Source organism: Trueperella pecoris (assembly GCF_014926385.1).
Taxonomy (GTDB): Bacteria; Actinomycetota; Actinomycetes; order Actinomycetales; family Actinomycetaceae; genus Trueperella; species Trueperella pecoris.
Genome location: NZ_CP053291.1, coordinates 205672 through 231524 on the forward strand (window position 1 = coordinate 205672; position 25853 = coordinate 231524).

Below are 25853 nucleotides of genomic sequence, written 5' to 3' on the forward strand. Positions count from 1 at the left end.
GGTCTGTTTCGGGCCAGCGCCCGTGACACAATAGGTACATGACTCACTTCGATCCCTACGTCGCTAGCCCCACTCGCTACGACGACGTCGCCCAGACCCGCTGCGGCGCCTCCGGGCTCTTCCTACCCCGCATTGCACTTGGACTGTGGCACAACTTCGGCGACGATCGTCCCTTCCAAACCCAGCGCGACATCTGCCGTTATGCCTTTGATCGCGCAGTGGTTCACTTCGACCTCGCCAATAACTATGGCCCTCCGTACGGTTCGGCGGAGGAGAACTTTGGCCGCATTTTTGCCAAGGATTTTCGCCCCTATCGCCACGAGATGATCATCTCCACCAAGGCCGGGTGGGACATGTGGCCGGGCCCGATGGGCTTTGGCGGCTCACGCTCTTACCTGCTCACCTCGCTGGATGAGTCGCTTAAGCGCATGGGCCTGGACTATGTGGACATCTTCTATCATCATCGCCCCGACCCCGGCGTTCCTCTCGAGGAGACGATGCTCGCTTTGCACGACGCCGTCCGCTCGGGCAGGGCTCGTTACGCAGGTATTTCTTCGTATTCGCCGAATGCGACACGCGAGGCTCAGCAGATCATGCGCGATCTCGGCACGCCACTGGTTATTCATCAGCCCTCCTACTCGATGTTGAATCGGTGGGTCGAAGATGGTCTCTTATCTGCCGCCCACGAGGAGGGAATGGGGGTGATCGCCTTTTCTCCCCTGGCACAGGGCATGCTGACAGACAAGTATCTCCATGGGGTTCCTGCTGGTTCACGCCTTGCTACGGGCAAGGTGCCGGAGGAGTTGCTGACCGAGGAGGTGCTGAGGCATGTTCGGGCACTCAACGAGATTGCTGCTGAGCGGGGGCAGTCCTTGGCACAGATGGCCATTGCGTGGGTTTTGCGAGAGCAAGCGGGCGCTGTGACCACCGCGCTGGTGGGGGCGTCTAGCGTGAAGCAACTCGAGGATTCTTTGGGAGCTCTCGACAACCGCGCGTTTACGGCGGAGGAACTCGAAGCTATCGACGTTCACGCCGTCGAATCAAAGATTAACTTGTGGTGGAAGGCAACGGAATCACGCTCATGATGACAACCCTAGACCAACTCATTCTTGATATTGCACGTGCTGAGGTCCCCGGCAGCACGTCGGTCATTGTTCTTGACGATCCGTCGGGCGACCTCCTCCGGGCGGTTCTTGATGCGGGCGCCGAGCACATATTCGTCGCCTCGCGCACGGTGTTCCAAGCGCGGGCGGCGGTGGAGATTGCGCACCTGGCCGAGGCGCGCGATCGTGTGCACATTGCCGGTGTGGACGGGCCGCTGGCGCTCGGGGATTTCTTTGCCGAGTTCCCAGATGCGAGGGCTCATGCGAACGGGGCAGTGGTGGCAGACGTAGCGATTGGGCATACCCCCAAGTCGCTTGAGGAAGTATCGTATCTGGCCGGCGTCGTTCCCGCTCGTGCCATCGTTTTCGGCGCGAACAACAAACACATGGATCGCGGACACAATGCGGCGCTGAGTCATTATTTCACTGACGTGCATGCCTCGCGCGGGCACGGCAAGTTCCGCTGCCTCGTAGCAAGGGGCGAACGCACCGAGCACACCTACAAGCCGGCCGTCGGCGCTGTCGAGGCGGGCCCCATCTTCGGCGTCGGTGGCGTGTTTGCAGGCTCCGACTTTGATCGCGGCGGCGAATTCCTTGCCCAGACAGCATTGGCCCAACTGGTCGCTGAACGTCGCGAGGCTAAACTCGCCGCCAATTCCTGGGATTCATGGGACGCCCCGAAGGCCGCAGAAACGGCACTGTCGATCGTCGACCTGGGGTGTGGGAACGGCTCAGTTGCGCTCGCGGTCCTCGACGCTCTGCCGGATGCGCACGTGCTGGCCACAGATGCACACGCCGACGCGGTGGTCTCGGCTGGCCTAACGCTTGCCGAGTTCGGTAAGCGCGTTCGCGTGACCTGGGATGATGCAGCCAAAGAGGAAACCGCAGCGAGCTTCGACGTGGTGCTCTTGAACCCGCCATTCCATGCCGGGACCGTGGTGGATGCGACGCTCGTCCAAGACCTTCTGGACGCTACAGCGCGTTTGCTCCGGCCTGGTGGACGACTCTACATGGTCCACAATAATCATCTGCGATACCGGCCGGAGGCGGAACACCGGGTCGGGCGTACCCGCGAACTGGCGCGAAACTCGAAATTTACAGTGCTGCGGGCCGATCTGTAACGGCGCCGGGCTAGGGCAATCTTGCGATGAGATAACAGCTAGCTTAAGCGACTCTGGCTACGTAAATGGCCAGTGATCGCAACCGCGCCGGCCAACATACCACACACTGATACTTGCCAAATGGAGGCAAAATCCAATGACTGTGGAAACACAAAATGGAAAATCGGCCTTATATAAATAAGTCCGATATATGTCGCAATTGTTAAAAATGGTAAAGTGCCTACAAAGGATATTAGACTAAGCAACTCTGCAATATAACTGACGATCAGAACCCCGATGCCAACCTGTATGAAGTAGGCCAGTGACAATGATTGCTCATCGAGTCCAAACACTTCACCAAATGGAACAGTGTTAGCAGGAAAATAGATGAGTACCAGCCCCAGCGAGATAACCGAGGCCATGATAAAAAGGGTGCGAAGAGCTAGGCCAAACATTCGATAACCTAATAGCTTTCGCGGCGACTGTTTTTCAAGCCATTTCATCGGAGAGTGGCTTGCAGTGGCCAACAGGCTGTAGGAGAGTAGCTCGACCAGTTCTAGTCCTCGTCCCGGGGGAAGGTCTACATCAAGTTGAATAATGAGACCCCAGCCAAAGAATAAGACTAAAGGGGAAATTGCGATAATGGCAGCGATGGTGTGTTGGGCTCTCCCCTGAAACCAGCAAAGAATGTTCGTTACCATGATTGCCTTAATCGCTATTCGGTGATTGCGCAGGCTTTAATAGCATCTGCATTGTCGAAAAACCACTGAGAGAATTCTGTAGGTGGAAGTTTGCTCAGTTTTTCTCCGAATGTTGATGTTGGAGAATCTGGCAGTGAGCCTTCAAGGTTTGCCCTACGAAGCAACTCTTTCGATAGGTCAAAACCCTTGTGAAGAGAATCCTCTGAGGCAAGCTGTCCATTCTCGTGGAGATTAAGGCAATTTGTTACGCCAGCAAGATAATCTGCGTACGATTGAGCGGTAACGCGCTCCCACTCTTGTCCAGATCTATGGGGGTGGGGAATAGGTGCGGCCGACGGGTGACGTTCTGTTGCCGGCACCGCGAGGATTGTTTCCTGCGGGATGACTGCCGAGAATGCTTCACCAATCGCGGAAGTCTTCGGGATGAGTGGTTTGTAAACTTGATATTGGCAAATGTTGAGATTTCCTGAATGTTGACAAGATAATGGAACTCCATCTTTCTTGAATGGTTCGGGAACTAGAACTATTGCGATGCTGGAAATTGAAATGACCGCGAGTGTTATCGTCGATACAAGTGAGAACTTTGAGGTCGAACGCTCGACGCTTGCTTTTTGTGAGAAAACGTTAAATAGAAGGACTCCAATAGCGAGCATCATTAGGTAGAAAAGTGATCTAGCCACTTCGGCCCACGTGTTGAAAGTGAGATCGGCGCTCGGTTCATTGATAGCCCACACCATCCCTAGTGGCCGAGCAGGAAAAGCTGAGTTGGGAATGATGTATGAATTCGCGATGAGTGGTGCGTATACGAAACTGAGCGTGACTGCTACCAACGCCAAAGCTCCCCAGATGTGACGCAAGGTACTGCCTACCAAGAAGCCCCAGGCGGTAAGTGAAGCAAGCCCTAGGAATATGGCTATAAGAGGTAAGATTCCTTCAGCGGCACGGTTATAGTTGACCGACGCGAGCGCCGCCAACGTCCCAGCGATACAGCCAGCAATCTGTGATGTCAGGACGGGGACAATGAGACCGTGTGCGATTTCCTTCGCTGAGCGAGCCTTCGATCGGCCGAGAATAACTGAGGTTGGTAAAAAATATCTACCTAAGGAGAAACCGATGGTGGCTCCAACCAAACCGATTATGAAGGTGTTTTCTCGAAGTGAAACGACAATGCCCCGGCTATCGACAGGGATCCATGATCTTGTGGGTGCGGTCGCAAGAAACCATGTGATCAATGCATGTGCGAGGAAGATTCCAATGAGAGCCCAGGGGTTATGTGGGCGAAAACTACGATGCATAGTTCTCCATGATTTCAAGGTATCCGTTTTCGGCGGCTGAGGCGTGAATATCGCGATGTTGTCTGTGATTCCCGATCTGTTCGAGGGTAGGTATTGTGCCGTCGAACTCCACGACGCCATGATTGATGATGAGCACTCGGTCACATATATGAGCGACGTCGTCGACCAAATGCGTGGACAGGAGGATCGCGGAATCGGACGCCAAATCGCGCAAAAGGCGGCGCATTTGGGAGCGTTGAACAGGATCAATTCCGACTGTCGGCTCGTCAAGAATCAGGATGTCTGGTTGGTGCACGATGACGCAGGCGAGGCCAAGACGTTGGCGCATTCCCCCTGAAAGGGTGAAAGCTCGACTGTTTGCGCGATCTGAGAGGCCGACTTTTGCGAGTGCGTCGGCGGCCGCCTTATTGCAGGCAGCCGCCGATACACCGTGAGCCCAAGCGGCGAATTCCACGTTGGCTTGGACTGTCTTGAGGTTCATCACTTCAAACCGCTGAGGAAGATAGCCAATGTGTCTCCGGCACTTTCGCGCCTGTGTTTCATCATCCACCGGCGTGCCGTTGATAACGACTGAACCGCGTTTTGGTCGCATGTCGAGAGCGAGTAGGCGAATTAGGGTGGTTTTTCCAGCGCCGTTTGGGCCTAGAACTCCAGTGATCCCCCGCTCAAGAACTAGATCCATGTCTTGGATGATCGGATTCTGGCCGTACCAAAACGACGCGGAGTCTAGCTTAATGACAGGCATATAGGCGCTTTCTCTTAGCGGTTCACGTACTAATGTGCGTAAATTGAAGATCGGGCAGAAGCGCCGGCCGAGTCGGAGGCTTGCGTGTAGTAATTCCACCCGCGATTGGCGTGCGCCACAGAAGTGACGCTACCGTTGGTGATCGTTCTAGTCGCTGAAGCGATTCGAACGTCCGGGAGCCATCCAGGTAGCTCGTGATAGAGCGCTGAAGTCACTTGGCGCGCGTTGCCACATCCGTAACGATTGGCAACGCCGTGTATATTTCCTGAGTATGAGGAGTAATACGTTGAGGCGGAGAGAGAGCACCCGGCTGCAGCGGCTTGAAGGCTAATTCCGATAGCCCCTACGCCTGAAAGTGCTGTAGCGAGTGCAAGCGATAGTGCGATTCTATTTTTTGAAAGACATGACAGCTCCTTTGGTCCCAGACTTTCAAACCTCGTTTGAGGTGTAAATGAAACTTTAATCTATTGACAACCAAATAAAAAGGGCATACGTCCTAATCAGTGTAAAAAGTTTGGTAAAGTCGACCAGATTTCGGGCGCATGTCCCTTAGGGAATGCGTATATTGGCGTTGGTAGAGCAAGGGGGCTATGCCTTGACGTATCCGTAACCCTCAGCCTGGAGCTTGGCAATTTCGACGATGCCCGCGGGGACTACCCGCACATAGTCGGGGATGAGCTCTTCCTTGACTTGGCGCTCATCAAGTGCCACCGCGCACACCACAAAGTCCACGCCTTCTGCTTCAAGCCCGCGGATGCGAGCCATGCGGTTGGGGTCGGCTTCGAGTTGGGAGAAGGAGCGCACTGCGCCTCCGTTGGCGACGACGACCGCCCGGTGAGATTCATCGGCGCGGATGAAGTTGCGCACCGAGCGGAGCGTGAACGGCCAGCGGTCGTTCTCATTGATATGGAACACGAGCTTGTAATCGGACATTATTTTCCCCTTCGAAAATGTCGGCAGTTGTGCCGCCTGTCACGTATTTGTTTTCCTGATGCTCACACTACAACGTTTGCGCGATATTTTCACGTCAAGATAAAACCCCTCCGCGCAATTCCGTGATCAGCCTCGCGCCATGTGCACGGGATCGTGATGTGCACAGTGCCATGAATGCCGGTCCCGCACGGGCCCCTGAGCGTGCTGGCAACTTTACTGTTGAAAAACTTTGCACATGACGTGTTCGAAGCGGCCGGTGTCATCTCGATTGCGTCTCGCCATTGTTGCTCACTCCAGGCGGTGACGTCGTCATAGTGTGAGCCGAACGCTTCCGGGTCCGTTTACAAGGCCCCAAGCCGTAGCTCGCGAAAAGCTTGCCAGTCCTCTGGTATCGCTACGCGTGCGGTTCCGGATTCATGGAGATCAGTTTAGTCTGCGCACTGGTTTGGCATGTGCATCGAATTCCGATGAGCCGAAAGCTGGGTGATCGGAGAATGGGTACACGGCGAGGGAACCCCAGGCCCTCCAAGAGTGACGGCGTACAAGTCGCATTCCTGTCCCCCGCCCCTGTGTGCCAGCCTCACATCTTGCGGTTTACCACGCAGATACGGTTCGCCGCCCTCAGAGCTGCTTGAGCGCTTGGGCAATGTCCTCGATGATGTCGTCCACATTCTCCAGACCCACCGAAATTCGTACAAGTCCAGGCGTGATACCGGCCGCAAGTAGCTCTTCGTCAGTGAGTTGGCGGTGCGTCGTCGACGCTGGGTGCAGCACGCACGAGCGCGCGTCCGCGACGTGAACCTGCCGCGCCACAAGCTTGAGCGCATCCATGAATCGGGTGCCCTTGTCGCGGTCACCGACGTCAATGCACACCACGCCCGAATAGCCCCCGCGGAGGTACTTCTTCGCCAATTCGTGGTACGTGAAAGACTCCAGGCCCGGGTAGCGAACTTCGTTGACGGCGTCGTGCCCCTCGAGGAATTCGGCAACTTTTTGGGCGTTCTCGCAGTGACGTTTCATGCGCACGTCCAGGCTCTCGAGCGAGAGGTTGAGGACGAACGCCGATTGTGCTGAAGGGTAGGCGCCGAAGTCACGCTGGAGTTGCATGCGGGTCTTGATGATGTTGGGTGCCACCGCGTAATCCTTCGTGTAGACCACGCCGTGATAGGACTCGTCGGGTTCGGTGAAGTCGGGGAACTTGCCGTTCGTGTAGTCGAACTTCCCGGCGTCAACGATCATGCCGCCCACTTGAACGGCGTGGCCGTCCATGTATTTGGACGTTGAGTGGATGACGATGTCTGCGCCGAATTCGATGGGCTTGCACAGCACGGGGGTGGCGAAGGTTGAGTCGACGATCAGCGGGACGCCCGCCGCGTGAGCCACTCGCGCGAACTTCTCAATATCGAGCACTGCCATGGATGGGTTGGCGATCGTTTCGCCAAACATCGCCTTGGTGTTGTCTTTGAAGGCGGCGGCGAGTTCCTCTTCCGGCGCGTCCGGGTCAACGTAAATGACCTCGATGCCCAGCTTCTTGAGCGTGACCGAGAAGAGGTTGACCGTCCCGCCATAAACTTCGGAGGAGGAGACGAAGGAGTCGCCCGCCGAGCACAAATTCAGGATCGACATGACAGTGGCGGCTTGACCGGATGAGGTTGCCATTGCCGCCACGCCTCCTTCCAGCGCCGCAACCTTATTCTCCACCGCCATGACGGTCGGGTTCGCGAAGCGCGAGTAGATGAGCGCGTGGGTGGGCTCGTCGAACACAGCTGCGATCGCGTCCGACGCGTCGTAGGTGTACGTCGTCGACTGCACAATGGGAAGCTGGCGCGGGTCACCGTTGCCGGGCTCGTATCCTGCGTGAATGTACTTGGTTTCGTCCTTCATAGGGCTCTCCTTTTCCACGACGCCGTCGCCACGGCGTCCTTGATCCCCCCACCTTAGTCTTCGACTTGTTTTTCCTCGCCTGGTGTGCGAGATGTGGACAGTGGAGCCCTAAATCCAGCTCGGCATCCACATGTGGAGCTGCCAAAACGTACGCGGGACGGGGGTGCCCCACCAGATCGGCATCCAGAAGGCCGCCGCAACGATGATGATCCCACTCACCACACCGATCACGATCCACGCTTTGCGCGTGGGCGGTACCCGGTTAGCCGCGGACGGAAGTAGCTCTCGTGGGCCGCCGCTGGAAACGGTGAGGAAGTTGGTGGCGAGTCGCATCCGGGCCGGCGCAAGCGTTCGCGTGAGCCAACCGATTCCACATGCCAGGGCAAGCGCCACAAAGGGAAGGAATGCGATGGCGTAGAACTGGTAGATCGTACGGTCGAGGTAGAGGAACCACGGCACGTACATGGCAAGGTATCCGCCCAGGATCGCCCACGCGCGCCAATCGCGGCGGCGGATCGCTGCCCACAGCACCACAATCAGGGCGATCGCTGCGAACCACCATACGAAGGGATTGCCCACCGAGGTAATCGCCATGACGCAGTCATCACCCCAACACGAGCCCGCAGGAACATCATCGCCACTCTTCCAAAAGAAGGACACCGGGCGGTATTGAATAATCCACGCCCACGGTTGGCTTTGATATGTGTGCGGGGAGGACAAACCCCGGTGAAACTCCATCGTGGCTTGGTGCCAATGAATGAAGGAATTGACGATGTCCGGAGCCCAGGGGAGCGGCAATTCCGAGGCGTGCGTCGCCGCCCACTGCCTATCCCACCCAACCGGATGGGCAAACCAAGCAAACCACGAGGCAATGTACGCCAGGATGGCCGTGGGGACAAGCTGCAAGAACGCGGGAACGCCCTCACGCCAGACGCCGGCACCGAACCACAATCGCGCGCCCACAGCCTTACGTGCAGCGACGCCCCAGAAAAAGACGAGGAGGCCGAACACGGCGACGGCAAACGCCCCCGACCACTTCACGCCACAGGCGAGTCCCAGGAAAATTCCCGCGACGATCAGCCATGGACGGTAAGTCACGTGCGGCCCCCACCTGGGGACGCGGCCGGGCGAGACGGCGTCGTGAATACCGATACGCTCGGCAAGCCGGGCGCGGGCATACTCACGGTCGCGCAAAATGGCCCAGAAACCCGCAAGGACGAAGAACATGAGAATGTTATCCAAGAGGCCCGTGCGAGCCATCGTGATACCCATCCCGTCAAGAGCCATTGCAAGGCCGGCCAAAGCCGCGAGCGCGACCGAATGAAAGAGGCGCAAGGCTATACGCACGAGTAGCATGACCGCTGCAACGCCCAGCAATGCGGTGGTGGCACGCCAGCCGAAGCCGTTGTCATCGCCGAAAATCCGCATGCCCTCACCCATCAGCCACTTGCCAAAGGGAGGGTGCACCCAGCGGTCTGGCTTATCCTCCATCGCAGAAAGATCGCCCATGATGAAGAGGTCGTTTTGATTGTCGCCCTCCCAATTGCGCTCATATCCGAAGTTGAGCATAGAGAAGGCGCCTTTGACATAGTAGGTCTCGTCAAAGACCATCGCGTGAGGATGCGTGAGGCGCGGCAAGCGCGTCAGCGCAGCGACAAGCCCCGCCACGAGCGTGACGATCCACCTCTGCAGCCTGATCTGCGCAGGGAGACTCGCGCCCTTGGGAAAAAGCCCGAGGCGTGCCCGGACGTCATCTTCGCACCGCGTGCATCCATGTATCTTGTCCACGCCGACAGTCTACTTTTCTACTCCGACAATTTTTGTCTCCTACGCCCCACGTCGCCAATTATCGAATCCAACATGGGCTATCTCCGGTGAGGCTCGTCAGCGGCGGAATGCTCTCGGCCATGCAAGTTCGTTGCTGTAGGTGTCGTGGCGATGGACGACGCAATAGGCCTCCCGGTTTTTGTCGACGCCGAACTTCTGCCAGCATGGAACCATGAGCGTTGAGATGTCCGAGGAAAGATTCGAAGAGCTCGTGGGCGAGGCGTTGGACGAACTCCCCGAGCAATTCACGTCCCAGTTACAAAACCTCGTCTTTCTTGTGGCAGATGAGCCCACCGATGAGCAGCTCAAGGAGGCCGACGGGGAAGATCTACTCGGGCTCTACGAGGGGCTGGCCCTCACCGATGGTGATTTCTTCGACTATGCCGAGCCGAACCGTATTTGGATCTTCCGCGGGCCAACACTTCGTATGTGTGAGACCGAGGATGAGGTTGCGGAAGAAGTCCTCATCACGGTCTTCCACGAAGTTGCCCACCATTTCGGCATCGAGGAGGATCTGCTGTGGGAAACCGGCTGGGCGTAGGGCCCAACCGGCGAGGTGACCTCGTCGGCGGCGTTAGCTGGTCGGTAGGGCTGCTCGATCCGTGACGTTCGTTGTCGATTTTTGAACCGATGTTCGTATATACGAAGATCGGTTCATTTTTCTACATCGAAGGACGCGCTGCGCCGGCATCCGCCGCTGGGCATAAAAAATGCGGACCTCTTTGTCCGCCTTCTTCATCCCTACCGGGTTCTTTGCTTATCGTCCGAGGATTTCAGCTCGGACTGCCTGCTCCAGAGCACGTGCCTCGGTCATGTAGGCGTTGTTGCGCTCGGACTTTTCGCTTGCAAAGATCTTCCATGTAATCGACATGGTTCTTCTCCTTATTTAATTGTTGATAAGACGCCGGCTACTCGACATCCTGATCTTTTGATCGCTTCCAATTCTACACTTGCATTGAAAAGACATGAAAAAATTTGCTGAGCTTCACATTCTTTCTTGTGACTGCTAGACGTCCGTTACTCACGTGGCCGTCGACCATTCTGATGCTGCTCGGTCCTGCTTGGCCCACCGCGCTGGCCTCCGCTCACCCTCGTAGCCCGCCTTCGGTAGGGGGCATGTAGGCTGGGATCATGATTGTGCTTGCAGCAACGCCCCTGGGAAATGATGCCGATGCCTCGCCGCGACTACGCGCCGAACTTGAAGCGGCGGACATTGTCGCTGCTGAGGATACCCGCCGGCTTCTTAACCTTGCTGGGCGGTTGGGCCTGACGCTCTCTGGGAGGGTGACTCCTTACCATGAGCATAACGAGTCGGAAGCTGCCGCGCAGTTGTTGGAGGCGGCGAAGGCTGGCCGTCGGGTGGTCGTTGTGACGGATGCGGGGATGCCCTCCGTATCTGACCCGGGTTATCGCCTTGTGGCGTTGGCTGCAACGCACGATGTGCCGGTGACGGTGGTGCCGGGGCCGTCGGCGGTGCTCACCGCGCTGGCGTTGTCGGGGTTGGCGTCTGATCGTTTCGCCTTCGAGGGTTTCCCCCCGCGCAAGGATGGCGAGCGGCGCACGTACTTTGCCTCGCTCTGCACCGAGCCGCGCACGATGATCTTTTTTGAGTCCCCGCGTCGCCTCGCTGACACTCTTGCCGCCATGCGCGACACGTTCGGCCCAGATCGCCGCGCCGCGGTCTGCCGGGAGCTGACAAAGACGTTCGAGGAGGTTAAGCGCGCGCCGCTCGACGAATTAGTCGAGTGGGCCGCGGACGTTCGCGGCGAGATCACGATCGTCGTCGAGGGTGCGCCGAGCCGGGCGAACGACGCCGTCGCCCACGTTGCCGAGGTGCTCGCCTTGCACGGCGCCGGTTTGCGTCTGAAGGACGCCGCGGCGCACGTCGCCAAACGTGAGGGGCTTCGCAAGAAGGAGCTTTACGAGCTCGCCTTGGAAGCTGAGTAGCTGATCGTCGCGGCTGTCCGCGAGCTAGGGCCGGTAGTCGATGTCGGAGAAATCAAAGTCTTCGTCGTCGGCGTCTGACGAGAAGTCGATGTCGTCGTCGAGGTCGATGTCGAAGTCTGATAGGTCGTAGTCGGAGAGATCCTCGGTGAGCTCGACCCCGTTGGCGAGGGTGTCGAGCTCTTCGTCTTCTCCGTCGCTGGTCAGTTCGGCGTCGGAGTCTTCGCCGTATTCGTCGCGAACGAAGTCGTCGCGATCGAGCGCGAGTCCGCGGGCGGGTTCGTCGTCGCGGTAGTCGGCGGCTCCCCATTCGTCGTCTTCGAGGTCGTCGGCGATGCCGTCGCCGTCGAGGTCGTTGTTGGATAGGTCATCCCAGTCGTCACGAGACCATTCGTCTTCGTCGTCGTTCCAGTCGTCTTCGTCCCACGCGTCGAGGCCCGAGCCGGCGCTGTTGTCGTCTTCGAAGCCTGGGATGGGGGCATCCTCGCCTTCTTCGTAGAAGCCGAATGCTTCGGAGGAGGAGATTTGTTCGACGCCGGCCTCGTCCATCTCGGCGCGTGCGGCTTCGCCGAGCTCTTCGCTGACGGGCACGGTCAGATCGGAGAAGACGCGGACGGGCCACCCGGCGCGCAAGGCGTCGAGGGCGGTGTCGCGGACACAGTGGGATTCTGCGATCCCGACGATGTCGATGGAGGTCACTTCGGCCTGGCGCAGGAGGGTTTCGAGGGAGTCCCCGTTTTTGTTTTTTCCTTCGAATCCGGAGTAGGCGGCTTCGTATTCGCCCTTTTTTACAGATTCGTCAAGGGGGAGCGAGGCGATGGCTTCGTGGAGTTCGGCTTCGGGCGTGCCGGCGACGCCGTGTGCGGGCCAGGTGTCAACGAAATCAGGGGCGTCGGAGAAGTGCGTACCCGGCTCAACGTGCCAATCTTGGGTGGTGACGATGAAGTCGTATTCATCGGCGTTGTCGGTGACGAAGTCGGCGATTCGTTCGGCGACGGCGTTGCCGCCCTCTACGCCCAGGGCGCCACCTTCGCAGAAGGTCGGCTGGACGTCGACGATGATGAGTGCGCGATGTGTGGGCATGGGTCCTCCCGGCTCGTAGATGCAACAATTCTACCCGCCTACGGAGATTTATGTGGTGATGGGTGGCTAACTCGGTTTTGGTGGGACTGCTGTAGGTTTGGTTGACACCAGCTGCAATCAACGCTAGATCAGCGAGCTGACCCCTGTATAAGAGGCGGGACAAAACCCAGGACGCTTCACCAACTGCTTCAACTGCATTTAAATCATCATTTGCACAAACAACTTGACACGCTCCTAGTTCGCTTAGCTGGTCTTGGGAGTGTATTATAAAAAGGATATTAAGCGCATTTTTGTGCTAATGGAAGCGCTATGCATGGGATGGAGAAAATCATGGCAAACACGCGCACATTACGGGGAGGGGGGATCGTACTCAGCCTATTGTTGATATTGGCTGCTGTATGGGCTCCGCCTGCGATGGCCCATACAGCAAAAGGACTTTATAAGGGGCATACAGATTCGCAATTAATGATCTTTCCTCCTTATGGGGACGGGAAGGTGCAAAAGGCGCATCCTGCACCACTCGTGGCTTACCCTGAGGGTGATGAGGCAGCTAAAGAGACTGTCTATTGTTTCAATATGGATCGTGCAATCCCGAACGAGCACGATTCTCTTAATGGTCCGTACGATCCCAATAACCCTCAGACGGGTCATGAGTTGCGGTACGAGAAGCATTTCGGTGAACCGCTGACTGATTATGCGGATAATGCACGCAAGAAAGATGACCAGGATATTCTGGATGTACTCAAAAACGGTTTTCCGAATAACGCATCAAAACTCCAAGAATCCTTGGGTCTGAGCGACCTTGAATTCCAATATGCGACTCAGTTGGCAGTTTGGTACTACTCTGATTCCGATAATGGACAATATCTTCACGACGCCACGGGCGGTACATATGAGAATATAAATAAGGCTTATAAGATTCTCACGAAACAGGCGGATGCTTCGGTGAAGCTGATTGTTGCCGATCCACAGGTGGAGACCTTAGAGATTTATAAGGTTGTGAAACCCACAGGTCCTGGCTATAATTACCAAAATCTTCTCGGTGCACGTTTTGTTAGTCCTTTGGATGGAACGCCAATTGAACCGCGTTTTGATGAGCCTAAGCCGAATCCAGAGAAGTCTCAGCTGAAGCTGCGATTTAGCAAGCTGGGTGACAACGACCTTTCCAGCGAGCTTAAAGGTGCCAAGCTTGCCCTGTATCAAGGCGAGTATCCGCAAGATGTTCCCGATAAGGTGCAGCCTGTCGAAACCTGGGAAAGCGGGGGTGTCAAGGATGTCTCTATCGAAGCGGGCGTCTACACTTACGTCGAACAGGAAGTGCCTGAAGGGTATGACAAGGCTTCGAATATTGTCTTTAAGGTAGAGGGGCAAAAGCTCTACTTGAAGGATGGTGTGGGGTGGAAAGATTCTTCGCTCTTTGTTCCTGAGGATCCGAAGCAACTCACGGCATATAACGATATGAACAATGACAACGTTTCGTGGGGCAATACACCTTATGGAAAGTTCTACTATGTGGACCGTGTTACGAACGAGAGCTCTGCTGAGGGCGACGAAGTTATCTACTGCTTTAACATTAATTTGAAGCAGCCGACAGACTCGTACGATTACGGGGAAAACGTTGATCCTGATGTCGCAACTTTCCAGCCAGCACCAAAGTTTACAGCGCAATATAGTGACTCGTCACTGATTGGTCTTGCTAAAAAGCCTAGGGTCACAGATCCGGTGCGTTTTGCTGATTCGATTGGTCGCGTTATTTATGCTGGTTATCCAAAGAACGGTGCGGGCCTTAAGAATGGCCTGAGTGATACAGCCTTCCGTGCAATCACACAAATGGCGATTTACTATTTTTCTGATTCTTTTGGTCTGGAAGAGATTGAAGCTGCTAAAGACGAGCAGGCCGCACATGGCTTTAAGGGGATCCTCGATCCGAAGAACGAATCGATTAAATCTGCTTATAAGAAACTGATCGAATACGCCGAAGGCGACGCCAAGGTGCCTGAAGATGTAAAGATTCCGATCTACGCGCCGAACAACAGCGCGTATCAAAACTTCATCGGCACGTTGACGAACCCAAAGTCGGTCATCCCAGTCGTTCAAATGGTCGACAAGAAGTCAGCTCCGAAGTTGGATGTGACGTTCTCGAAGGTTGCTGCTGGTCAGGGTAATGAGCTTGCTGGTGCGACGTTGACTGTTACTGGTGGGGATGACTTCTCTGAGGAGTGGGTCTCTACTGGTGTGGCTAAGGTGTTGACGTTGGTTGCTGGTGAGTACACGTTGACTGAGAAGTCTGCTCCTGAGGGGTATGAGATCGCGAGTGCGATTGAGTTCCGTGTGACTGCTGATAAGAAGCTGGAGATTAAGGATTCGGCTTCGGGTAAGTATGTTGCGGCGGATGAGGCGAAGGTTCAGATGGTTGATGAGCTTAAGCCTGCTCCGAAGTTGGATGTGACGTTCTCGAAGGTTGCTGCTGGTCAGGGTAATGAGCTTGCTGGTGCGACGTTGACTGTTACTGGTGGGGATGACTTCTCTGAGGAGTGGGTCTCTACTGGTGTGGCTAAGGTGTTGACGTTGGTTGCTGGTGAGTACACGTTGACTGAGAAGTCTGCTCCTGAGGGGTATGAGATCGCGAGTGCGATTGAGTTCCGTGTGACTGCTGATAAGAAGCTGGAGATTAAGGATTCGGCTTCGGGTAAGTATGTTGCGGCGGATGAGGCGAAGGTTCAGATGGTTGATGAGCTTAAGCCTGCTCCGAAGTTGGATGTGACGTTCTCGAAGGTTGCTGCTGGTCAGGGTAATGAGCTTGCTGGTGCGACGTTGACTGTTACTGGTGGGGATGACTTCTCTGAGGAGTGGGTCTCTACTGGTGTGGCTAAGGTGTTGACGTTGGTTGCTGGTGAGTACACGTTGACTGAGAAGTCTGCTCCTGAGGGGTATGAGATCGCGAGTGCGATTGAGTTCCGTGTGACTGCTGATAAGAAGCTGGAGATTAAGGATTCGGCTTCGGGTAAGTATGTTGCGGCGGATGAGGCGAAGGTTCAGATGGTTGATGAGCTTAAGCCTGCTCCGAAGTTGGATGTGACGTTCTCGAAGGTTGCTGCTGGTCAGGGTAATGAGCTTGCTGGTGCGACGTTGACTGTTACTGGTGGGGATGACTTCTCTGAGGAGTGGGTCTCTACTGGTGTGGCTAAGGTGTTGACGTTGGTTGCTGGTGAGTACACGTTGACTGAGAAGTCTGCTCCTGAGGGGTATGAGATCGCGAGTGCGATTGAGTTCCGTGTGACTGCTGATAAGAAGCTGGAGATTAAGGATTCGGCTTCGGGTAAGTATGTTGCGGCGGATGAGGCGAAGGTTCAGATGGTTGATGAGCTTAAGCCTGCTCCGAAGTTGGATGTGACGTTCTCGAAGGTTGCTGCTGGTCAGGGTAATGAGCTTGCTGGTGCGACGTTGACTGTTACTGGTGGGGATGACTTCTCTGAGGAGTGGGTCTCTACTGGTGTGGCTAAGGTGTTGACGTTGGTTGCTGGTGAGTACACGTTGACTGAGAAGTCTGCTCCTGAGGGGTATGAGATCGCGAGTGCGATTGAGTTCCGTGTGACTGCTGATAAGAAGCTGGAGATTAAGGATTCGGCTTCGGGTAAGTATGTTGCGGCGGATGAGGCGAAGGTTCAGATGGTTGATGAGCTTAAGCCTGCTCCGAAGTTGGATGTGACGTTCTCGAAGGTTGCTGCTGGTCAGGGTAATGAGCTTGCTGGTGCGACGTTGACTGTTACTGGTGGGGATGACTTCTCTGAGGAGTGGGTCTCTACTGGTGTGGCTAAGGTGTTGACGTTGGTTGCTGGTGAGTACACGTTGACTGAGAAGTCTGCTCCTGAGGGGTATGAGATCGCGAGTGCGATTGAGTTCCGTGTGACTGCTGATAAGAAGCTGGAGATTAAGGATTCGGCTTCGGGTAAGTATGTTGCGGCGGATGAGGCGAAGGTTCAGATGGTTGATGAGCTTAAGCCTGCTCCGAAGTTGGATGTGACGTTCTCGAAGGTTGCTGCTGGTCAGGGTAATGAGCTTGCTGGTGCGACGTTGACTGTTACTGGTGGGGATGACTTCTCTGAGGAGTGGGTCTCTACTGGTGTGGCTAAGGTGTTGACGTTGGTTGCTGGTGAGTACACGTTGACTGAGAAGTCTGCTCCTGAGGGGTATGAGATCGCGAGTGCGATTGAGTTCCGTGTGACTGCTGATAAGAAGCTGGAGATTAAGGATTCGGCTTCGGGTAAGTATGTTGCGGCGGATGAGGCGAAGGTTCAGATGGTTGATGAGCTTAAGCCTGCTCCGGCGCCGACGCCTTCGGAAGTGCCGACTCCTAATGATGAGTCATCGGTGCCTGCTACGCCCGCTCCGACTTCTGAAACGTCAAACACGCCTGAGAAGCACGATGTTCTCGCGTGGACAGGTGCCAACATTGCAGGACTGAGCGCAGTAACAGCGATGCTCCTCGCTGCCGGCGCACTGCTGCTACGCAGGAAGAAAGCCTAGACTGGACCTGCTTAGCGGTCAAAGCTCCTATGAGTTGAGCTAAGTTGTGGGGTGGAAACGAAAGTTTCCACCCCACAACCGTATCCTGTGCAATAAGGCGCTGATGCTGCTGCTTAACAATCCACAATCCATGGGCGCAAGTTTCGCCAATACACGCCGAAAGGCTAACCTTAGAGTATGTCTAGAATCCTTTCAGCAGTTGCTTGGCCCTATGCAAACGGACCACGCCATATCGGCCACGTTGCCGGCTTTGGCGTGCCCTCGGACGTTTTCTCTCGTTACATGCGAATGCAGGGCCACGATGTGCTGATGGTTTCCGGTACGGACGAGCATGGTACGCCGATTCTGGTTGCCGCCGATAAGGAGGGCGTGACCGCCCAAGAGCTAGCTGACAAGAACAACCGCGTCATCGTGGAGGACCTCGTCAAGCTCGGCCTTTCCTATGACCTCTTCACGCGCACTACGACCACGAATCATGAGCAGGTCGTTCAGGATCTTTTCCGTGGCTGCCGCGACAACGGCTACATGATCGCCGAACAGACTCCGGTGGCTATCGATCCGAAGACCGGCAACACGTTGCCCGATCGCTACATTGAGGGCACCTGCCCGATCTGCAAGGCTCCCGGCGCGCGTGGCGACCAGTGTGACAACTGTGGCAACCAGCTCGACCCGCAGGATCTCATTGATCCAATTTCTAAGGTCTCGGGTCTCCCGCCAGAATTCAAGGAGACCGAACACTACTTCCTTGATCTGCCTGCGCTTGCCGATGCGCTGGGCACCTGGCTCGACGGGGTGGAAAAGGACGGCAAGTGGCGACCGAACGTCATCGCCTTCTCCAAGCACCTCCTCGAGGATGTCCGTCCGCGTGCCATGTCTCGGGACATCTCGTGGGGCATCCCGGTTCCGGGATGGGAAGATAAGCCGAACAAGCGTCTGTACGTGTGGTTTGACGCCGTCGTTGGCTACCTCTCGGCCGCCATCGAATGGGCACGTCGCCGCGAAGCGGACGGTACCGGCTCGGCTGAGGACTGGAAGCTGTGGTGGACGGACCCGGAGGCGCTGTCGTACTACTTTATGGGCAAGGATAACATTGTCTTCCATTCCCAGATCTGGCCCGCGGAACTCCTTGCCTACAACGGCGAGGGAAGCAAGGGCGGCCAGCCGGGCGGCATGGGACGCCTGAACCTGCCTACGCAGGTCGTGGCCTCGGAGTTCCTGACGATGGAGGGCAAGAAGTTCTCCTCGTCGAAGAACGTGGTCATTTACGTGCGTGATGTCCTGTCCCGCTACCAACCCGATGCCCTGCGCTACTTCATCTCCATCGCCGGACCCGAGAGCCAAGACGCCGACTTCACCTGGTCTGAATTCCTGCGCCGCAACAACTCAGAGCTTGTGGCCGGCTGGGGCAACCTCGTCAATCGTGCCGCAGCGATGATCGCAAAGAACTTCGGCGAGATTCCCGCCCCCGGCGAGCTTGAGGATATTGACCGGGAGCTTCTCGATGCCGTCGGAGCCGGCTTTGACCGTGTGGGCGAGCTCATTGGTAATCATTCCCAGCGTGCAGCTCTCGCGGAGATCATGCGACTCGTGGGCGAGGCAAACGCCTACGTCGCCCGCACTGAGCCTTTTAAGCTCAAGGCCCCCGAGCAGCGCGAGCGCCTTGCGACCATCCTCAACACGCTCATCCAGGTTGTTTCCGACCTCAATACCATGATGTGCGTCTTCCTCCCGCATTCGTCCAACACGATCGACGCCGTGCTTGGCGGCGCCGGTGACATCGCCCCGATGCCGCAGATCCGTGAAGTAACCGACCTCGATTCGGGCTATCCGTATCCGATCATCACGGGTGACTACACGAACGTGCGCGGCTGGGAGCGCCGCGTCGTCGTTCCTGGCACCCCAATCGAAAAGCCGAAGCCTGCCTTTGTCAAGCTTGACGAGTCCATCGTCGAGGAGGAGCTGGCACACTTGGGGATGACTGAATAACGTGGGTGATTCGACCTCGAAAAAGGACCGTCGGCGGGCATACCCGGCCATCCCGGCCCCGCTGACGGTCCCGATCGTCGATAACCACACCCATATTTCTCCCGATCCAGCTCCCGACGCTGGATCAGATCGGCCCGTCCAACGCCTCAACCTCGCCGGTGACTGGAAGCCGCCGATTCTCCTCGAGAACCTCCGCGAGGCGATGGCACGGTCGGGCGTGCGTGCCGCGATCACTTCTGGATGCGAATACCCTGACCTTCAGTGGACCGCGGACCTCGCCCGCGACTATCCGGAACTCTGGGCTGCTCTTGCTATCCATCCCAACGAGGCGGCCATGCATGCGGGCGTCCGCGAAGTCGCCCCTGATGGACTCGAACCGCGTGCAGAAGCACACCACTCCATCCCACTTGACGATGCGATAGCCGAAGTGGCTCGACTGGGCCGGGAAGACGGCGTCGTTGCAATTGGTGAAACTGGTTTGGATTACTTTCGTACGGGGGAGCTCGGCAAAGAGGCGCAGAAGCGGTCTTTCCGCGAGCACATTGCGCTTGCCAAGGAACTGGGCAAGCCGTTGCAGATTCACGATAGGGACGCACACGCTGATGTCGTCGAGATTCTCAAGCGGGATGGTGCGCCGCAACGCACGGTGTTCCACTGCTTTTCCGGCGACGCCGACCTCGCAACGGTCTGCCGGCAGAACGGCTGGTATGCGTCCTTCGCGGGACCGGTCACCTATCCCGCCAATGATGACCTGCGCGATGCCTTCGACGCGTTGCCGAACGACCTCATTCTGCTCGAAACCGACGCCCCTTATTTGACTCCGGCGCCTTACCGGGGGCAGCCGAACGCCACATGGGCGGTGGTATACACGGCGGGCTACCTCGCCCGTCACCGCGGGCTCTCTCTCGAGGAGTTCTGTGCGGTGGTGGATCGTACAACACGCGAAGTTTACGGAATCTGACCGCGTGCCACCTTTAGTACCGGACGTGGGTTCAACGCCGGGCATCTTAAGTCCTTGATATGTAACATCACGCACAAGCCGGTTGCATTAAATAACAATTTGGTTACAATCAATCTCAGTATTGTTACGGAAGGCCGGTGAGCTGGCCTTTCTGCAGGCAGATTGACTGGAGACGTTTTGACAGACCATTCGAGCAGCCGGGGTAGCGCCTTTGATCCGCACCTGTTGGATGTGCCCCCGAAGCCAGGCTCGCGCCGTGCCCGGCGCATGGCCGAGCGGGCTGCGCAGTCTGCGGACACCGCGGAGATTGCCTCGATCAAGCGCGTCGTTACCTCCGGCGGTCAGCCGTACGCCGAGCACATGAACTTCAACCTGGTCACCTCGCGGGCAACCGGTGTGGCGGTCTCCAAGCCGCGCCGCTATTCGAAGGTACTTCAGGCCGCGGGAGCCGCCTCCATCGCGGTGCTGGCCGCGGGTGGAACTGTGTTCCCGTCGATTGCTGATGTGCCGCGAGCCGAGCGTGCCGTGGCCGCCGTCGTTGACACTGCGCCGAGCGCGACGACCTCGGCGTCGTCGGTTTCTTTTGACCTCACGGTAGATGGCAAGACCGTCAAGATTGACGCCAAGTCGGGCGACACCTACGCCGCGGCTCTTGTTAACGCCGGAATTTCGATTGCTTCGCGCGACGAGGTGTCGGTGTCCCTAGCCGACGTCGTGACAACTGCGCCAGTGACCATCGTGCGTGTTGTCAACAAGGTTGTCACCGAAGAGAGCGCCACGCCCTTCGAGACCGAGCGCGTGGAGACCGACACCCTGCCCAAGGGTGAGGAAAAGGTTGCCACGGCGGGTGTCGAGGGGAAGTCGATCCGTAACTATCAGGTCACGTACCGCGATGGTGCCGAGGTGAGCCGCGCGCTCGTCCTGGAGGCCGTGGAGAGCGAGCCCGTCAAGGAAGTTATTCACGTGGGCATGCGTGACGCAAACGCCGCGCCCGCCGCCGGCACACCGGCTCCAGCAGGCGCGCCCGTTCCGCCTGGCTCTGCTCGCGAAATTGCGCAGGGCATGGTTGCTGCGCGCGGCTGGGGTGGCGACCAGTGGGCCTGCCTCGACGCTCTGTGGCAGCGTGAATCCGGTTGGAACTCTCAGGCGATGAACCGCTCCTCGGGCGCCTACGGCATCCCGCAGGCACTCCCCGGCTCCAAGATGGCCTCAGCCGGCGCAGACTGGCAGACGAACCCGGCCACCCAGATTTCGTGGGGGCTCGGGTACATCGCGGGCCGTTATGGCACCCCCTGCGGGGCATGGAATCACTCTCAGGCCCGCGGCTGGTACTAAATGGCGCTCCTTACCCCGGTTCACATACGCGAACTTGCCGATCAACTCGGCATTCGCCCTACCAAGACACTCGGTCAGAATTTTGTTCACGACGCCGGTACGGTGCGCCGCATCGTCCGTGATGCGGGTGTGAGCCAGGGCGATCTCGTCCTTGAGGTCGGCCCCGGGCTCGGGTCGCTGACCTTGGCCATTCTCGAGGCGGGCGCGGTGTTGTCTGCTATTGAGATTGATCCGCCGCTGGCGGCCGCCTTGCCGTCGACGATCGAGGCGATGATGCCGGAGGCGAGGGATCGTTTCGCCGTACTCCTGCGCGATGCTCTCAAGGTACGTCATGGTGGCTTGGCGGTCCCGGCCTTGTATGCGCAGGCGCATCCTGGCCAGCCCTACGAGCCCACCCATTTAGTTGCAAACCTGCCGTACAACGTGGCCGTGCCGGTCATTCTTACTCTTTTGGAGGAGCTGGCGTCGTTGCGTTCGGTGACGGTCATGGTCCAGCTGGAAGTGGCGGACAGGCTTGCAGCCGAGCCGGGCTCGCGGGTCTACGGGGCGCCCTCGGCCAAAGCTAATTGGTATGCCGACGTTCGGCGTGGCGCCAAGATCTCCCGTAACGTCTTTTGGCCGGTGCCGAATGTGGATTCGGCGCTCGTGCACTTCGACCGCCCGGAATCGGCGCGCTACCCTGAAGAGCTTCGTGAGGCGACGTTTGACGTCGTCGACGCCGCTTTCGCCCAACGCCGTAAGACCCTGCGCGGCGCGCTTGCCTCGTGGGCTGGAAGCCCGGCCCAGGCGGAAGCTATCGTGCGTGGCGCGGGCGTGGATCCGACGTTGCGAGGCGAGCGGCTGAGCATCGAAGACTTCGTAAAGATCGCAAGCGCCGCCCGCTAGGATCGTGGGCTTGCCGGTGGAGGCGCTACGATAGGGCACGTGCAACGCGTTCTAGTTTCAGCTCCCGGTAAAGTTAATCTCGCTCTGCGGGTCGGTGGCCCGCGCCCCGATGGATTCCATCCTCTCGATACTGTTTTCGAGGCCCTCGATATTTTTGATGATGTCGACGCGCAGCGTGCCGACGCGCTGTCGCTCGAGATCATCGGGCTTGGGGAGGACCTGCCGGTAGATGGGACGAATCTTGCCATCCGCGCGGCTAAGGCGCTTCAGGAGAAGACTGGCACCACCGCGGGCGCACACATCACCATCACGAAGCGGATTCCCGTTGCGGGCGGAATGGCCGGCGGATCGGCCGACGCGGCCGGCACACTCCTGGCCCTCAACGAGCTGTGGGAGCTGGGGCTGAGAATGGAGGAGTTGCTCCAGATTGGGGCGGAGCTCGGATCGGACGTTCCTTTCAGCCTCTTCGGTGGCGTCGCGCACGGCCGCGGGCGTGGCGAGGAGCTGGAGCATGTGCGCGTGAACTCGATGCACGCCTGGGTGCTCCTGACTCGCCCCGACGGGCTATCGACCCCCGCCGTGTTCCGCGAATTTGATCGCCTCCACCCGGATGCCGGCGGTCCGGCAGATACGGTTGCACTCCGCCGGGCCCTGTCCGATGGGACCGTGGACGAGGTGGGGGCCTTGTTGGCCAACGATCTGGCGGTGGCCGCGCGGAGCCTCCGCCCGGAGTTAGGGGCGGCCATTGACGCCATTGCCGCAGGCGGGCGCCATGTTATTCTCTCCGGCTCGGGACCCACGATTGCGGTTCTCGTGACGCCCGAGGAATCCCAGGAAGTGGCGGCTCAGCTGCGCGCCGATTTCCCCGACACGCAGGTCTACATCGCCCACGGCCCCGCCGCAGGCGCACACATCAGGACGGTCGAGTAGTGGCACATATTCTCGGTATGGAAGGCGTAGGGGTTTCCCTTGGATCCCGCCCGATTCTTGGCGACCTTAACCTCTCGCTCGAAGACGGCTCCCGCATCGGCGTCGTTGGCCCTAATGGCGGGGGCAAGTCGACTCTGCTCAAACTCATGACCCGCGCACTCGAGCCCGATACGGGACGCGTCACGATGAAGGGTGGTACGCGTTTTGCGATCCTCACCCAAGCTGACAGCCTCGACCCGAACCAGACCGTGCGCGACGCCATTCACGGCGATGCCGCCACCTTCGTGTGGGCATCGGACGCGCGGGTGCGCGAGCTTCACGCCGGATTGATTCCCGACGTCGACGTCGACTGCCTCGTCGGCCAGCTCTCCGGTGGCCAACGTCGCCGTGTTGCGCTGGCTGCAACGCTGGTGCGCGACGCCGACGTCGTCGTTCTCGACGAGCCCACCAACCACCTCGACATCGAGGGCGTGACCTACCTGGCGGGCTATCTCAACGAGAGGTTTGGGCGCGGGGAGGGCTCGTTGGTTGTGGTCACCCACGATCGATGGTTCCTCGACGCCGTCTGCACGCGGCTGTGGGAAGTCGTGCCTGGTCACGACGGTGCCGGCGGGCGGGCTCCCGTGCCCGGATTCGTCGAAACCTATGAGGGCGGATACGCCGCATACATTCTCCAACGCGCCGAGCGCCAGCGCCTTGCCGTCCAGGCGGCGGAGAAGCGCGCGAACCTGCTGCGCAAGGAGCTGGCCTGGTTGCGACGTGGTGCGCCGGCTCGCACTTCGAAGCCGAAGTTCCGCATCGACGCGGCCAATGAGCTGATCGCCAACGAACCGCCGCCGCGCGACACCGTCGAACTGACGAAGATGGCCACGACCCGCCTGGGAAAGAAAGTGGTGGACCTCGAGGACGTCACCTTCGCGTGGGAGGGTGCGAACGCCCCCGTTCTCGACGATGTTACCCTGCGTCTTGCCCCCGGCGAGCGCCTAGGTATTTTGGGTCGCAATGGCGCCGGAAAGTCGTCGCTCCTGGGGCTGATCTCGGGAGCCCTATCGCCGACGTCGGGTGCCGTCAAGACCGGCAAGACTGTGGAGCTCGCAGTGCTCAGCCAGGACACCAAGGAACTTGACGAGGTGGCCCACCGCCGCGTCGTCGAGTCCGTTGCCGACATCGCGACCCACATGATGATCGGCGGGAAGGAAACCTCGGCCTCGCAACTGGTCGAGCGGCTCGGCTTCACCCGCGAGCGCGCCTGGACCCCGGTGGCCGACCTTTCGGGTGGCGAACGACGCCGTCTGCAGTTCCTTCGCCTCCTCATGCGTGAACCCAACGTACTCCTACTCGACGAGCCCACCAACGACCTCGACACCGACACGCTGGCTGCCATCGAGGATCTCCTCGACTCCTGGCCAGGGACGCTCGTTGTCGTCTCCCATGATCGCTACCTGCTCGAACGCACAACCGACCATCAAGTGGCTGTGATGGGCGGCGAGGTTCGAGGGCTACCTGGCGGCGTCGATCAGTACCTCGAGCTCTCCAAGGCCGCCAGCGCTGGCGCGATTGGCGCCGGGTCGGGTAGGGGAGCTGGTGTGGGTGCCGGGGCCGTGGGCGCGACTGGTGCGACGGCGTCGCCGACGAAGAATGCCGCCAAAGAACGCGAGGCGCGCAAGGCGATGGCGCGTGTGGAGCGCAAAATGGGCCGCGTGCGTGAGCAGATTGACCAGCTCGGCGTGAAGCAGGGCGAGGTGGCGGCGAACGTCGGGCAGACGGGCGACTATGATCTGCTTGCCAGCCTCGGCAAAGAGATCGCCCAGCTCAAGGACCAGCTCGACGAACTCGAAATGGAGTGGCTGGAGGCTGGCGAACAGGCAGAATATTACGGCTGAGCGCTCGCGACTTCCCGTTTATCTCGACGTGAAGTAAAATCGTGGCATGTACAAACACGATGAAGTGGACGACGTCGTCGCAGCCTGGCACACCCAGCGACCCGACTTTGACGTAGCGCCGCTCGAAATCTTCTCGCGATTCCTCCGCGTCAACCGGCACTTTTCGAAAGTGCGCCGATCGGTGTACGCCAAGCACGGCCTCGAAACGTGGGAGTTTGAGATGCTCGCCGCTCTGCGCCGCGACCCCAACCACGTCCTCACTGCCGGCCAACTCATGAAGGACACGTTCGTATCTTCCGGCACCATCACCAACCGCATCGACCGCATGCAGGAAAGCGGCCTGGTGACGCGCAAGTCCGCGCCCGACGACGGGCGAGTCGTCCAGGTTAGCGCTACCAAGAAGGGGCTGAACGCGGTTGACAATGCGATGGGTGAGCTCCTGCAGGTCGAGCGTGAGATTCTTGCCCAATTCGACTCCGAGCAAAACGAGCGCGCCGCCGAGTACCTGCGCCAGGTCCTCATCACGCTCTCGGAGCGCCACGAGGGGGCGCCGCCGAAGAAGGCGTCCAAGAAGCGCGCCGCCGGCTGAGGGCTGCCCGCGCTGTACTAAAGTGTGGGCGGTCCCAGTGGGGCAATCTCCGCGCTGTACTAAAGTGTCGTTTAGTGCCCGGAATGTCTGCAATTTAATAGGGTGTCAGTCAGGTTAGTACAGCGCGGAGCTGAGGCTTGGG

At 58.4% G+C, this 25853-nt stretch carries 18 protein-coding genes and 1 pseudogene; 12 read left to right on the forward strand and 7 right to left on the reverse strand.

What is annotated here, in order from left to right; all coding sequences use genetic code 11:
* The first annotated feature begins 38 nt into the window (after positions 1-38).
* Both HLG82_RS00975 and HLG82_RS00980 read left to right on the forward strand, forming a co-directional pair.
* Positions 39-1085 carry an aldo/keto reductase gene (locus HLG82_RS00975; protein ID WP_193326904.1) on the forward strand — a complete coding sequence of 349 codons (1047 nt, stop codon included), beginning with the start codon at positions 39-41 and terminating at the stop codon, positions 1083-1085.
* Positions 1082-2224: a class I SAM-dependent methyltransferase gene (locus tag HLG82_RS00980; protein WP_208584931.1), complete on the forward strand. Its 1143-nt coding sequence runs from the start codon at positions 1082-1084 to the stop codon at positions 2222-2224. Before HLG82_RS00975 ends, HLG82_RS00980 begins: the two co-directional genes overlap by 4 nt.
* Before the next feature lie 38 nt (positions 2225-2262).
* Here the strand turns inward: HLG82_RS00980 and HLG82_RS00985 are convergent, their stop codons facing one another.
* The 6 genes from HLG82_RS00985 to HLG82_RS01010 form a co-directional block, all read right to left on the reverse strand.
* A complete protein-coding gene (locus HLG82_RS00985; RefSeq protein WP_193326905.1) occupies positions 2263-2904 on the reverse strand; it encodes a hypothetical protein in 642 nt (213 codons plus the stop codon).
* Positions 2905-2918: 14 nt separating this feature from the next.
* Positions 2919-4199 carry a hypothetical protein gene (locus HLG82_RS00990; RefSeq protein ID WP_193326906.1) on the reverse strand — a complete coding sequence of 427 codons (1281 nt, stop codon included), beginning with the start codon at positions 4197-4199 and terminating at the stop codon, positions 2919-2921.
* Complete coding sequence (locus HLG82_RS00995; RefSeq protein WP_193326907.1) at positions 4189-4881, reverse strand: ABC transporter ATP-binding protein; 693 nt, start codon at positions 4879-4881, stop codon at positions 4189-4191. The genes HLG82_RS00990 and HLG82_RS00995 overlap by 11 nt, the downstream gene beginning before the upstream one ends.
* 651 nt (positions 4882-5532) lie before the next feature.
* Entirely contained in the window at positions 5533-5877 is a 345-nt protein-coding gene (locus HLG82_RS01000) for a DsrE family protein (protein WP_193326908.1), read from the reverse strand.
* A 621-nt stretch (positions 5878-6498) separates the two neighbouring features.
* The gene (locus tag HLG82_RS01005; RefSeq protein WP_193326909.1) at positions 6499-7761 is read right to left on the reverse strand and encodes an O-acetylhomoserine aminocarboxypropyltransferase/cysteine synthase family protein; all 1263 of its coding nucleotides are present in this window, start codon (positions 7759-7761) and stop codon (positions 6499-6501) included.
* A 108-nt stretch (positions 7762-7869) separates the two neighbouring features.
* Positions 7870-9549, reverse strand: a complete 1680-nt coding sequence (locus HLG82_RS01010) for a dolichyl-phosphate-mannose--protein mannosyltransferase (protein ID WP_193326910.1) — start codon at positions 9547-9549, stop codon at positions 7870-7872.
* Between the two features lie 211 nt (positions 9550-9760).
* On the opposite strand from HLG82_RS01010, the gene HLG82_RS01015 reads away from it, so the two are divergent.
* Both HLG82_RS01015 and rsmI read left to right on the forward strand, forming a co-directional pair.
* Complete coding sequence (locus HLG82_RS01015) at positions 9761-10129, forward strand: metallopeptidase family protein (protein ID WP_193326911.1); 369 nt, start codon at positions 9761-9763, stop codon at positions 10127-10129.
* Between the two features lie 590 nt (positions 10130-10719).
* The gene (gene rsmI, locus HLG82_RS01020) at positions 10720-11535 is read left to right on the forward strand and encodes a 16S rRNA (cytidine(1402)-2'-O)-methyltransferase (RefSeq protein ID WP_193326912.1); all 816 of its coding nucleotides are present in this window, start codon (positions 10720-10722) and stop codon (positions 11533-11535) included.
* 501 nt (positions 11536-12036) lie between these two features.
* Here rsmI and HLG82_RS10610 read toward each other — a convergent pair.
* Positions 12037-12615 (reverse strand): annotated as a pseudogene (locus HLG82_RS10610) (isochorismatase family protein); the annotation flags it as partial.
* Between the two features lie 465 nt (positions 12616-13080).
* Here HLG82_RS10610 and HLG82_RS01030 point away from each other — a divergent pair.
* From HLG82_RS01030 to HLG82_RS01065, 8 genes are all read left to right on the forward strand, one after another.
* Positions 13081-17142 (forward strand): SpaA isopeptide-forming pilin-related protein, encoded by a 4062-nt coding sequence (locus HLG82_RS01030; RefSeq protein WP_193326914.1) that lies wholly within the window; start codon positions 13081-13083, stop codon positions 17140-17142.
* A gap of 177 nt (positions 17143-17319) precedes the next feature.
* Positions 17320-19128, forward strand: a complete 1809-nt coding sequence (gene metG / locus HLG82_RS01035) for a methionine--tRNA ligase (RefSeq protein WP_193326915.1) — start codon at positions 17320-17322, stop codon at positions 19126-19128.
* Position 19129: 1 nt separating this feature from the next.
* Complete coding sequence (locus HLG82_RS01040) at positions 19130-20089, forward strand: TatD family hydrolase (RefSeq protein WP_193326916.1); 960 nt, start codon at positions 19130-19132, stop codon at positions 20087-20089.
* Positions 20090-20251: 162 nt separating this feature from the next.
* The gene (locus HLG82_RS01045; RefSeq protein ID WP_255313908.1) at positions 20252-21424 is read left to right on the forward strand and encodes a resuscitation-promoting factor; all 1173 of its coding nucleotides are present in this window, start codon (positions 20252-20254) and stop codon (positions 21422-21424) included.
* Positions 21425-22309, forward strand: coding sequence for a 16S rRNA (adenine(1518)-N(6)/adenine(1519)-N(6))-dimethyltransferase RsmA (gene rsmA / locus HLG82_RS01050; protein WP_193326917.1), 885 nt, complete (start codon positions 21425-21427; stop codon positions 22307-22309).
* Between the two features lie 39 nt (positions 22310-22348).
* The gene (locus HLG82_RS01055) at positions 22349-23239 is read left to right on the forward strand and encodes a 4-(cytidine 5'-diphospho)-2-C-methyl-D-erythritol kinase (protein ID WP_193326918.1); all 891 of its coding nucleotides are present in this window, start codon (positions 22349-22351) and stop codon (positions 23237-23239) included.
* Complete coding sequence (locus HLG82_RS01060) at positions 23239-25122, forward strand: ABC-F family ATP-binding cassette domain-containing protein (protein WP_193326919.1); 1884 nt, start codon at positions 23239-23241, stop codon at positions 25120-25122. The genes HLG82_RS01055 and HLG82_RS01060 overlap by 1 nt, the downstream gene beginning before the upstream one ends.
* A 46-nt stretch (positions 25123-25168) precedes the next feature.
* On the forward strand, positions 25169-25711 hold the full coding sequence (locus HLG82_RS01065; protein WP_193326920.1) for a MarR family winged helix-turn-helix transcriptional regulator: 543 nt from the start codon (positions 25169-25171) through the stop codon (positions 25709-25711).
* The last annotated feature ends 142 nt before the right edge of the window (positions 25712-25853 follow it).